Genomic DNA, 12,557 nt, shown 5'->3' with positions numbered 1-12,557 from the left:
ACATTGAGTTGTCTATTTAATTGATCAGACACATTAGTTATGACGACGTCTTGGCGCAACGAGTCTCAGTAACCCGCCAAGCAGTGCGAGCCCAAGAATCGCAAGGCTATTGGTATGTTGTTCGCTCGTTTGCGGCAACGATTCAGCTTTGGCTGCAGTCTTGGTTGGTGTTGCAGCACTGTTTGGTGTTTCAACCTGGACGTTACTGCTGGTGGTTAAGATTGTTGGTGTCGTGTCGCCGGCAGTTGTGGTGGTCGTTTGGTTACCGTTGGCAGCTGTTGGTGTGAGCGTGTCAGCAGACGGTCCAGCCGGTGTCACATCGTTGTTGTCAGGTGTCGTTGGTGTTTCAGTTAGCGTATCACCTTCTGGCGTTGATGGGACCACGTCACTTGGTGTTGTTGGTGCAGTTGGCACGTTGGTGACTGTGTCCGGCGTAGGAGTTGATGGCGTGGTGTCGTTTGGCGTAGTTGGCGTTGGCACGTCCGTCTTGGTGTAGACGTGTAGTGGGGTGCCAATACCTGGAACGCCGTCTTCATCCTTTGGTGTTTTACCTTTAGCAGTTACTGAACCCGGTACGTTCGCCTTTGTGTAGACGTGCAATGGGGTTGTCCCTGGTACACCATCATCACTATCTTCCGGTGTTTTCCCAGTTGCAGTTACTGGTGCCGGAACGAGAACTTTAGTAAATACCTGCATTGCGGACGGGTCATCTGGTGTACCTGCTGGATCCTCAGGTATTTCTCTTTGAATTGACAACGTAATGTTATAAGTAGAAGGCTCATAGTTAAACTGCCCCGAAATCGATTTATCACCAGCATATTCATGCAATTTTGAAAAAGTTCCGACCAGAATTGCGCCACTCCCATCAGCTGGCGTATAAGTCGTTGTATCATTACTCCCTATAGAAACAAAAGTCATGTAATTATATGCATTGAGCACATAATTAACTGCTCCAAATGTCGGCGCAAGTGTTGCACCATCCGTAACAGTTCTTGAAACATCGCATAAAGATGGCGTACTATCATCTGTGAGCAATTGAGGTGAATAAACCTCATATATTAATTTTGCTGGAATGTACCCATCACCCTCATCAGTATAGAGACCTTCTGTTTTACCATCAACAACCCCAATGAGCTTTAAATTCGCACCCGGATTAGCAGCGTTATAATCATCAATTGATTTTTGCACCAATGCAGTTACCGTATTTACAGCCTCTCCCAGCGTTATATTAGGAGTTGTTTCGGTCAGCCCTGCCTTTTTCAAAGCATCTTCGTAACCATTATCCGCAAGTATATAACCCTCTCCTTCGAGAGTAGTCAGTTCCGATGCAAGTTCATCACTAACCTCGGCACTGTTAAAACGACCCGTAATATCATCAATATTTTCGCCAGTATTTAAATCTACTACTTGTGTGTCATTCGGATTATCTGGATCCACAAGCGTAAAGTGAATAGTTGTTGGTGTTGCATCAAGGTCCTGATCTTCTTCCGTGACTGGACTAATACTTGCCGGATCGTCATTTGTGAGGTCAACGCTGGTATCTGCAATTTGTCCTTCATCAGGCACGTTGTCAGCAACACCCATTATTTCTTTAGTGCTTCCGTCTGAATACGTATTAACCCTTGCACCATTAGATTGATCTATTGTGACACTGACGATTGTTTTAGACTCGTTAGGATTATCCGCTGGCGTTGTCGACGTGAATGACGATGATACAGATGAACCCTCATTGCTTTCTTGTTGATTCTGCCCTTTATCGCCTTGTCCCGGCGTCCCCGGTTCGTCCGGATCGGACTGGCCGGTGTCAGTATTTCCTTGTTCTAGCTGTTCAGACTGAGACTGTTCGCTACCGGTGCCTTCTTGCGCAGCATTACCATCTGGATCAGGAGTCTCATTTCCGTTAGAAACAGGATCAGCCTGAGAATCCTCGGGTGATGACGCTGAATTCAAGGTAAGTGACTTTGTAACAGTCAAATCGCTGTCGTTGGTCACCGAAGTTGTCTCACCACTAGCTGGCTCCCCAGTACTATCAGCGTTCGCCACAACGCCACCAGAAATAGCCGCAATTCCCATTGCAGCTGTCGTGATGCCGGCAGCAAGCCAAAGCTTACCTGCCTTATATAGTTTAACGTGGTGCTTACGTTCCGTTGTTGCTTGCATCAGTTGTTGATGATTGTTCTTCGTCATGATGTGTATCCCCCTAAAATAATATCTGACGGTTGCCTGCCACCCTATTGGCAAGACAAACAACCCCATCACCTTAATAGTCCTTCCTCCCTGAATGACTAATAAGTATAAGCGGTCCCGATACCGCTTTCAGATACATATTATCACTTTTGTGTTGGTTTATACACATTTTTTTGATTCTGTTGTTATTTTTACATATCGAATAAACTGTTTTAACTATCAACTAATAATTAATTGCTAATTCAAGGAATCACAAGTTGCGAGACACGGGGGATTTCAGCGTCAGTTGACGAGTAAACTATTTGAAAATGCTTATCTTAAAAACTTATTTTTATATATTACATTTTCGTTACATGCAAGAATAATTGCATTTTACGCAACACTTCTCGGACGTGCTACTTTCTCATTCTCTTGGTTAAAAAATGCACAGTTGTGCAATTTTTAAACTGATTTCGAGTGAAAAAATACACTATAAATAATTATTGCTGGTAAATAAATGCTTATAATCACTTAGAACAGCCATAACTTATGCCAATTATTTTGTTAAACATCATATGGTACTCTTAACTTAAAGATAATATTATTATTAATAGATAGTTAGCTTTCTAAGGGGAGGACTGCTCATTTATGTCTAAACGTGTCATCACGGCTATGCTAATTTTGCTGATTTGCCTAGTAGCGGGTAGTGCGGGCATTATCCGGCTCATCGCAAAACCGGTTGCACAAAAACAGCCAGTATCAGGCACTAGCCGCCGAGCACAAGCACATCAGGTCGTTTTAAAACCGCATCACGCATCAAAAATACCGACAACACCAAGTTCTGTCACGTCACACGTCATATATTCAAAAGCGTTACAACAGAATTGGCACTACCGAGTGTATCTGCCTAAAAACTACGCGCGCTTAAAGACTGACGGCCAGCACTTCGCCTCAATCTACATGCTTCACGGCCTGTACGGTGATGAAACAAACCTAACGACCCAAGCGCACTCTAAACAGGTTTTAGATCAACTCGTTAACAGCCAACACTTGCCAGTTGTAGTGATTTTTCCTGACGGCAGCAACTCGTTTTACCTTGATACAGAAACGCAGAAAATGGCATCCGCTATCATGACGGAACTCATTCCAAAAATGACAACGACCTACCAGTTAGCCGGGGCAAAACATCGCGCCGTTGGTGGCATCTCCATGGGTGGTTACGGCGCTGCTAATTTAACGTTTCGGCACCCCAACGCCTTTCATACCGCGGCACTCATTTCACCAACTGTCTGGCAACAAGTCCCGCAAACGGTGCAGGCGAACACCCAGATATCGGCCTTCAAGCACAACGGTGCGTTCTCTCAAGCACTGTACGATCAAAATCAGCCGACGCGGTATCTTGGCACCTATCTCAAAAAGGGCCGCCAACCCGCTGCCTTCTATATTGAATCAACATCGCAGGACACCACTGTGCCAATCGCCGCCGTCAACCAGTTTACCAACGCTTTAAAGCGCCAACACATCCCAGTTACATACCAGATCGACCATTTTGGCAATCACAACTGGACGTACTGGAACCACGCATTACCGCTTGCTTATCGTTTCATCTTTCAACATCTCAAAAACTAAGTTCATTTATTGGGGGGATTTTCATGAACACTTGTCCAAATTGCGGTGCCGCCGTTAAGCCATCTGACACCTTCTGTCAAAACTGCGGCTACAAATTAACCCAGGCAACAACGTCTACACAGCCACAACCAGTTACACCAACGACTACAAGTGCAGCAACGCGCACCGTTCGCAAAAGACATCCGCACCGAAAACTGCGATGGATCAGCGCTATCATCGTCCTTGCGGCGGTTGCGGTCTTTTACTTCTACGGCACCTCAGCCTATAGCAAAACCAAACAAGTCGACAGCATGGTCTCAACGCTAGAATCACATAATGGCGGGTCAGCCGCTAAATTCATGACGACCAAGGATCCGAGTCTGGACATTAATGCCTCAGCGCTTAAGCCGTTTATAACTTATATTACCCAGAACAAGTCCTATTTAGCTCAAATGAAATCGGCGCTCAATAAAAACGACCAAACGAATGATGGTACTTTCAAACTGGTAAAGGACGGCCATCACCTGCTGTTCTTCCCACGCTACAAGCTAGAAGTCACCGCCATGTACCCCACTGTTTCAACCAATGAGGATGGTGCCTCGATCAGTCTGAACGGCGTTAACGTTGCGACTGCTAAAAATGACGATTACACCTATAAGGCTGGCCCGCTCTTTCCAGGTCGTTACACCTTTAAAATGAAGGACGACGAAAACAAACGCTCCGTTGTCGCAAACCTTGTTTCGACGCAGGTTAAAAACGCGAAGGTCGATCTTTCAGTAGAAGACGATGCGACTACCGATGACGGCACTACCGCTACAGCAAATACCTCCGACTCATCCGACACAACAACTGCTCCGGAACCAAACGATGGCAATCATAACAATAGTGGTGACACCAGCGATTACGGTTTATTTGAAGAAGAGTACAAGGGTGACGAACAAGCCGGCATCGATGCTGTTTCTTTCCAGTACGGGTTTGATTACGATGACTATACTTACAAACTCAGCTGGCCGCACACCGATGTGTTGCAGGTCGAAGCCTACGATAAGGATTCACACGATTATGACGGCACTTATCGGTACGACCAAATTCATGATATTGCCAGTGAATTAGATGAAGATACTGGAAAGTTCGAAACTGGTGATTAGTGGGTATATTTAACGTTTTAGTATTAGCTATCGTAAAAGAGCGAGGTCCTGTTGTATTGCGGGATTTCGCTCTTTTATGACGTTATATTTGTTTGGCCGTTAATATAACGTCATATTCGTTTTATTTGTTGGTTAAGTGCTGAATGGGTGATGTAACATTGCGTTGCTTTAGTTTTTGCAGATTGGAGACATCAAAAAAAGCGGGTCCGGTTTGGACTCGCTTTTTTTCGATTTTTGATTTTTTTATGTTGGATTGGGTGACGTGGGGTCGGGCCTCATTGCCGAAACGTGTTCCAGAAGGCAGAGGGCTCCTGCGTAAGCAACTCTGGCAAAAATGCCAAGTTCAGGCATTTCTGCCAGAGTTGCTTACGCTCCGCCCTCTAACCGCCTTCTTCCACACTCTACACTAGCTTCCCACTATCCATCAACGCCTTAACCTCAGGCTGAACGTGGCCGTATTTCTTAACGGTGCCATCAAAGTCGATAAAGAACATCTTGTACCATACCAAGAACGTGTAAACCGTCCAGATCTGGCGCCGGGCATCCGTCTTACCATCGAAGTTATCCTGCAGCAATTGCAAGATCTTGTCCTGGTCGAAGATGTCAGATACCCAATCTTCCTTGAAGAGGCTGCGAACAACATCACAGTAGTCCTCTTCACGTAACCAGGTCTTGATTGGCACTGGGAACCCAAGCTTTGGCCGGTTGGCAAAGTCGGCTGGCAAATGCTTACCTGCGGCTTTCCGGAAGGCCCACTTGGAGTCCTTACTGTTCAAGAGCATCTTAGATGGCACGTTGTTAGCAAATTCTGCAACGTCCTTATCCAAGAATGGCACCCGCAATTCAAGAGAGTGCGCCATTGAGATCTTATCGGCTTTTTGCAGGATATCGTTTAGCATGAAGTGATGCAGGTCGATGTACTGCATCTGCTTGATCTCTTCGGTATCCTTAACCTTCGCAAAGTCCTCTTGGTAGATGCCGTTGACCGTCAAATCATTCTTGTAGTCATCGGTTAAGACCCCGTTGGCTTGGTTTGCAGTGAAGATCGTTGGTTGGTCTGGGTCATAGATGAGCGACTCACCAACGTAGTAGTCAGCTGGCTTAGCGGCCCAGGTGTACAATTGCGTTTTGCCTGGAAAGTTCTTCATCTTCTTGATGCTGTGACCGATCCGGTAGCGCAGGCCCTTTGGTAAATGACGAATACCGTTCGCCACTGCCTTGACCGTGCCATTGGTTGAATGCTCGCCGTAGTTGACATAGCCGGCAAACAGCTCATCGGCACCTTCACCTGACAACGCAACGGTAACCTTCCGCCGAGCTAACCGACAGAGGTACCACAACGGCATTACAGAAGGGTTAGCGTCTGGTTCGTCCAAATGATACTGCATCTCTGGGAAGTCCTCAAAGGCTTCACGTGGGTTCACCGTTTCAACGTTGAAGTTAAATCCATTTTCGTCGGCTAACTCCTTGGCAACGCTGGCTTCATCAAATGGGCCATCGTTGAAGTTCACACTGAAAACTTCCTGCGGCTTCAACACCGTCGTCACGTATGAGGAATCGACCCCTTCGGAAAGAAAGCTCCCAACCGGCACATCAGCGTTATCGTGACGGTCGATCGAATCAGTGACCACGTCATCGATCTCGTCAACAACTTGGTCAACGCTGCGATCGTTTTCAATGTTGTACTTGGCATCCCAGTATTCATGAATGTCTAACTGGCCGTCGTCTGAATATTCAAACCAGTGACCAGCTGGAAAACGATAGACACCCTTGAAGAAGGTTTCCTTCAAATCGTTATACTGGTTCATCAAGTATGGCTTCACAGCCTTCTTGTTGAGTTCCAGCTTGAAGTTCGGGTGCTTCATGAAGGACTTAATTTCTGAGCCCACAATGAATGTATCGCCGTTTTGATAGTAGTACAGCGGCTTGATACCAAAGAAGTCACGGGCACCGTACATGGTCTTCTTATTCATATCATAGATCAGGTAGGCAAACATCCCGCGAACACGTTTAAGTGTGCCCGCCATGCCCCATTCTTCGTAACCATGCAGTAACACTTCTGTATCGGACTTTGTCTTAAAGGTATGCCCCTTTTCGATCAGTTCCTTACGCAGTGACTGGTAGTTGTAAATTTCACCATTAAAGGTCACAAGAATCGAGCCATCTTCATTATAGATGGGTTGCGCCCCAGACTTCAGGTCAATAATACTCAGGCGAACAAAGCCCATGGCCACCTTATCATTCGTATACTTCCCCCCACCGCTCACGTTGGGGCCACGATGTTGAATCATCTTAAGCATCGAATCAAGAACGGCTGGTTTGTCTTCTACTTGCGGATCACTAAAGGCAATAATGCCACACATACTGTTGTTCCTCCCTGTAACTTATCTTGCGTTGCGCAATGCGAGTTCTGGAAACTCTCTTCCGGTACTCGCTACTTCCTACAGCCAACGCTTCGTATCAATCAAATTAAGACTCCATTATACTCTAAATCACACCATTTAGACAGGTCTTAACCCAACGTTCCCCTCATTAATGGCCGAACGTTTCTAAACAGTGATACTGTACTCGATTTCATCACTGAAAGTCCAGTAACTTACTTTGGCGTAAGAGTTCCTTAAGAAAGAGCGTGAAACACGGTGTTCAGTACGACCATGTATGTGTCTTTTCATTGTTGATTGAGTAAAATAGCACTGACATGCCGCTTCGTTACGATACTTGTAGTCGTCATCATAGATGGAAAGACTGCATAAGCGGTGCAATGAAACCTGCTAATTGAACGTTACCAATGATTCGTACATTTTAAGAAGCATTGCTGTCAATAGGCTTACTGGCAGTCGAGGGCGGATTCTCTGCGAACTCGATTTAATGCCATTGTGAAGCTTAACCAGTGGTAAAAGTAAGCTCAATGTCAGTGGAATGCAGCAATTTGGCACGGCATCGTGGTGTCGACATCAGTTAGCGACCGTTCTTGGGTCGGTTACTGATGTGCGAGTCGATGAAGATCCATTCGAGAGCTGCGCAGCAGAAATCGAATTAGCTTCATCGTGAGCCACTTCGATGCCGTGCCAAATTGCGGAATGCAACGGACTTGACCATCTAAAGCGCTTGATAACTATCTTGAATCTTCTCACTCAATGCCGCCACCTGCGTTTCAAAATCTGTCAACGGAAACTGCTCCAAATATTTAGTTGCCAACAATTCCCGTGCCGTCAAAACCATATAATCTCGCATCATTTCTGCAACCTGATCCGCAGTATCGCCAATATGCCGGTCTACAAGCGCAGGTACCATTTGTCGGTCACGGTAAACAACCATCGCAATATCGACATCGGCAACAATACCTAATGTGCGACCCTGCTCATAGAACGCCGTCAGCGCCTGTTCACGCGTCAAAATTGCCCGCTCCAGTTGGTTGGCTAGTTCAGGATAGTCCGCAGCCAGGTCGGTTTGAAACCGCAATGAGATAAACGCTGATAGTTCAAACGTCTTGAGACTGATATGTTGAAACGCGCTCAAATAATTCTCCTGAGTGACCTGAGTTGGAAATTCCTCTTCCTGTAAATAGTCGACCAAATCAGACACAATTTGCGCGACGAGGTCATCAAAAGACTCAAAGTATTTATAGAAGGTCACCTTGCTGACGTGCGCGCGGGTTACGATTTTTTGTAACGTCATGTCGTGAAAGCCGGTCACGCGAATGACTGGCAATAGCCGGTGGACCATCTGTTCGCGATGATACGCCTTACTCTTTGCAATTGGCATTTAAGCTCCTTCTTTCTAAAAGTTAACTATTTTTAGTTGAAAAGTTAATTTAACTGTGCTATCTTCTTTTATATTAACTTTTAACAGCAAAAAAGTAAATATAACTGGAGGAGCTTAACAAATGACACAAACAATCGAAGCACGGTTACAACACCTCGAAGATTTAGAAGCCCTACGCGCCCTGCAAGCCCACTACGCTGACTTAGTGAATACCGGCTGGAACGGTAAGCAAACCGACCTTGACCAGTTCAGCGACGTTTTCACGGCGGACGCCTACTGGAAGAGCGCCATGATGAACGTTGACATGACTGGCCGGGACAACATCGTCAACATGCTGCAATCACAAATGGGGACGCCGGACACCATTAACATGCATAATTTCACGAGTCCCCAATTCAAGATCGACGGTGATACAGCAACTGGTGAATGGCTGCTTTGGGTGCTCGTAAAATCCGACGACAATACCAACGTTGTCTACCAAAGTGAAGATGTCAGTTACCAACGAACTGAGGATGGCTGGAAGATTGCTGGTTTAACGCTTAATTTAGCAACAATTGCCTAATTTTCTACTATATATAAAATGACATCACGCGCAAGTTTAGGACTGCGCGTGATGTCATTTTTATTATAAACATGAGGACAATGATTCGTTTTTAAAAGACTGACCAGGTAATACCAACTCAGCAGTATCCACGCTAAGTTGCTGCGTCCAAGTGATGGTCACTGCAACTGGCGCGTTTTGCTGTGGCTCAATGCCGGATAACATCACGGCGAGCCGGCCATTTTCCTCAACCGTCACCACTGCCGGTTCCCGCAATTGGGCATCACGAACCACGCAGAAGTAACGTCCAGCTGCCGGTAACTGCTGCAACGGACTGTCAGGCGTCACAACTAAGCGATTGCCGGTCACCATGAGCTGACCAGCAATTTCATAGTCATAACCTAAAAGCGCGTTGGCGGCCTTGATCTCACCGTGCCCAATCAGGTGACGAATCCGTGTCGAACTCACCTTTTCGCGCCGTTCGGTCAGTTGGTTGACCGTCACCACTTCAAACCGGCCAGCACTCAGATGATCGAGATCCGCCATCCCGTGACTGCCGCCACGACCAAACGTGTAATCGAACCCTGCGACGACGACCTGAGCGTTTAATTTTAATAGGTACTGATCGATAAATGCGGTTGGCATCAGACCGGCTAATTGGCGGTTAAAATCCGCAACGTAGAGCAAATTCACCTTATTTTCTGCCATGTGGGCCGTCTTTTGATCGAGTGTATTCAGGTACCGAAATGGGGCGTCCGGTTGAAATAATCGTGACGCGTGGCGGTTAAACGTCATCACAGCGAGCGGTAGATGGCGCTCATCCGCCAGTCGTTTCGCCGTTTGAATGACCTGCTGGTGACCCTGATGGACCCCGTCAAAGAACCCGAGTGCCAGGACAACCGGTGCCTGTTGCGATAACGTATTCAATTTTTGGGCGTTTAGCGAAATCACCTGCATGTCTGGTACCTCCTGAATGGTGTGACAATATGTATAAAAAAAGGTGCGGCACCTGACAGTGCGGCACCTTTTCTCGCTGAGTAAACAGTCATGCTCGCTCATTTTTACGGAAAGTGTTTTTCTTAAAATCGCAGTACCTTAGTCAATGAATCCGGGATGATCTAGGCTTGCGCTTGCTTTAAAAAATAACTGAATGGCTTCAGATCTTGAGCATCGTAAGTCTTGACGAATTCATCGATTTGACCTTGGTCCTGCCATGATGGGTCAATAAACATGTGTTCAGTCGTGAATGGCATCTTGTGGGTGTACTTGACGTCGATCAGAACTGGCTTATCGGTCTTCTTAGCATCTTCCAAAGCCTGCTTGAATTCAGCCTTAGTCTTAACAGTAAAGGTAACGGCACCGTATCCTTCGCCGACCTTAGCCCAGTCAGTGGCAATTAAATCAGTCCCTGATTGTGGTTGGTGACTATCATCACGTTGTTCAGCTTCAATAAAGCCTAACGTTTCGTTACTGAAGACAATGTTGACAACGTGCATGTTGTACTTCACTTGGGTCAACAATTCTTCTGATAACATGGCGAAACCACCATCACCACTCAGACTGTAAACTTCACGGTCTGGGAAGTTGGTCTTAGCTGACAATGATGCAGGAACAGCCCAGCCCATGGTTGCGTAAATTCCTGAAGTGCACCACTTTTGGTCGCCGTGCATCTTCAAAAGACGTTCGAAGTCAATGTTGACGTTACCAACATCAATGGCAAAGACGGCATTGTCTGCGGCTTCTTGGTTCAACACGTCAAAGATCGGTTCTGGACGAACTGGTGATTCAGTGCTGTCCTTGAAGCTGGCTTGCCAGTCGTCCCAGTTCTTCTTGTCTGCTAAAGCAGCGTTGTAGAAGGCTGATGCGTCGCGTGCTTCACCGGCATCAACTAAGGCAGCCAAGGCCTTCTTTGCGTCAGCTAACATCGCAACATCGGTGTGGTGACGCTTCCCAAATTTCTCTGAGTTCACATCGATCTGGATAACCTTAGCCTTCTTGTTGAACAGGAAGATACTAAATGGCACGTTGTTGCCGACCCAAATAATTAAATCAGTGCTAAACCCAATTTCAGCACCTGGCTTTGGCGCAACTCGGCCAGTTGAGCCAAGGTAGGCAGGATAGTTATCTTCAAGGATACCCTTCCCTAATACGGAAGAAACAAGTGGCATCTTGAACTTTTCAGAAGCAGCTTTCAATTCTTCAGCAGCGCCCTTGGCACCAACACCAATGTAAACGCTTAAATTTATATTTTTTAACCCGTCGGTCCCATTTTTGAAAAATCGTTAAGCGGTCAATCCCGTGTGTCTGTAATGATTTGGAAGCATTTACATTCGCTGAAAAATTAATTAAACTTTTTTTGGATTTTCAGTTTTTCGATAGATATTTTCACTATAAGTTAGTGAAATTCAAGAAAATTTCGATGACATTCTGTTTTTGGATTACAGGTATGACGATTTCGGAATAGCTGTCATTACAGCAACACATGCCGTGATGTGTTTAAAAACAGGATACTGTTATGGAATTCACAAGCAAATCAGGATTTTCTGTTCGTACTGTTTATTTTCTAATTCTTTTTCATAACTCGGTTACTATTTGAAAGTGTTTATGCCGGTAAAAATAGTTGAAACATCAACTGTTTTAATGAAAGACCATTGAATTATTTTATAATTATTATCAAATTATTAAATCGAATCAGCAGGCCTTGATTTGTGAATGACTAGCAAGCAAAGTCAAAGTTGTTTAATAAATTAGCAGTTTCCTTTTTTAGCATAAAAAAAGCCACCACTTTTCAGTGATGGCGCCAATTTTAATAATCTATGCTTCAAAATGTTTCCCGAGAATATCCAGACTTCGTAACTGCCCATCCATTTCGGCAACTTCAGGCAGATGACCCCAAACCTCGAAGCCGTTTTTCTTAAATAGTCCCTGACTTGGCCCGTTATGACTGAAGATAAAGGCCACGATATTTTGCAAGCCCAACGCTGATAGGTGCGAGAATACGTAATCTAACGCCTGTTGCCCCAGTCCCTGATGGCGAAATGCTTCATCAATGTAGATGCTGATTTCAGCCGTTTGGTGGTAGGCAGGACGCCCGTAAAAGGATTCCAGACTGACCCAACCGGCAATTTGGTCACCATCCTTCATTACCCAAAGTGGGCGAGAATTGGGATCAAATTCAGTAAACCAGTCCTCTCGGGACGCAACCGAAATCGGCTCGAGATCAGCCGTCGCTAAACGGCTGGGAATAATTTCATTATAAATATGAACGATGGTCGGTAAATCAGCGTGTGTTGCGTACTCAAATGTCACTGTCAAAATGGCGAGCCTCC

General features: G+C 45.7%; 8 protein-coding genes and 1 pseudogene. 3 read left to right on the top strand and 6 right to left on the bottom strand.

Translation table 11 applies throughout. The features are described from left to right. Positions 1-33: 33 nt before the first annotated feature. On the bottom strand, positions 34-2,187 hold the full coding sequence (locus tag AYR61_RS04080; RefSeq protein WP_065901813.1) for a KxYKxGKxW signal peptide domain-containing protein: 2,154 nt from the start codon (positions 2,185-2,187) through the stop codon (positions 34-36). A gap of 627 nt (positions 2,188-2,814) precedes the next feature. Here AYR61_RS04080 and AYR61_RS04075 point away from each other — a divergent pair. Continuing rightward, positions 2,815-3,795 (top strand): alpha/beta hydrolase, encoded by a 981-nt coding sequence (locus AYR61_RS04075; protein ID WP_065901811.1) that lies wholly within the window; start codon positions 2,815-2,817, stop codon positions 3,793-3,795. 23 nt (positions 3,796-3,818) lie between these two features. Continuing rightward, positions 3,819-4,922 (top strand): TcaA second domain-containing protein, encoded by a 1,104-nt coding sequence (locus AYR61_RS04070; protein ID WP_054708321.1) that lies wholly within the window; start codon positions 3,819-3,821, stop codon positions 4,920-4,922. A 401-nt stretch (positions 4,923-5,323) separates the two neighbouring features. On the opposite strand, the gene asnB is transcribed toward AYR61_RS04070, so the two are convergent. Then, positions 5,324-7,285 carry an asparagine synthase (glutamine-hydrolyzing) gene (asnB, locus tag AYR61_RS04065; RefSeq protein WP_056987000.1) on the bottom strand — a complete coding sequence of 654 codons (1,962 nt, stop codon included), beginning with the start codon at positions 7,283-7,285 and terminating at the stop codon, positions 5,324-5,326. A 736-nt stretch (positions 7,286-8,021) separates the two neighbouring features. Continuing rightward, positions 8,022-8,687, bottom strand: coding sequence for a TetR/AcrR family transcriptional regulator (locus AYR61_RS04060; RefSeq protein WP_054708318.1), 666 nt, complete (start codon positions 8,685-8,687; stop codon positions 8,022-8,024). A 121-nt stretch (positions 8,688-8,808) separates the two neighbouring features. Here AYR61_RS04060 and AYR61_RS04055 point away from each other — a divergent pair, with 121 nt between their 5' ends. Next, positions 8,809-9,249 carry a nuclear transport factor 2 family protein gene (locus AYR61_RS04055; RefSeq protein ID WP_054708316.1) on the top strand — a complete coding sequence of 147 codons (441 nt, stop codon included), beginning with the start codon at positions 8,809-8,811 and terminating at the stop codon, positions 9,247-9,249. 63 nt (positions 9,250-9,312) lie between these two features. Here the strand turns inward: AYR61_RS04055 and AYR61_RS04050 are convergent, their stop codons facing one another. From AYR61_RS04050 to AYR61_RS04040, 3 genes and pseudogenes are all read right to left on the bottom strand, one after another. Beyond that, positions 9,313-10,185: an FAD synthetase family protein gene (locus tag AYR61_RS04050; protein ID WP_065901809.1), complete on the bottom strand. Its 873-nt coding sequence runs from the start codon at positions 10,183-10,185 to the stop codon at positions 9,313-9,315. Between the two features lie 161 nt (positions 10,186-10,346). Continuing rightward, a pseudogene (locus AYR61_RS04045) lies at positions 10,347-11,462 on the bottom strand (thiamine pyrophosphate-dependent enzyme); the annotation flags it as partial. 580 nt (positions 11,463-12,042) lie between these two features. After that, positions 12,043-12,543 (bottom strand): GNAT family N-acetyltransferase, encoded by a 501-nt coding sequence (locus tag AYR61_RS04040; protein ID WP_056987001.1) that lies wholly within the window; start codon positions 12,541-12,543, stop codon positions 12,043-12,045. Positions 12,544-12,557 lie beyond the last annotated feature (14 nt).

This window comes from Secundilactobacillus paracollinoides (genome assembly GCF_001702155.1).
GTDB lineage: Bacteria > Bacillota > Bacilli > Lactobacillales > Lactobacillaceae > Secundilactobacillus > Secundilactobacillus paracollinoides.
The sequence above is the reverse complement of the archived record's forward strand: the minus strand, read 5'-3'. Positions and strand labels throughout refer to the sequence as shown.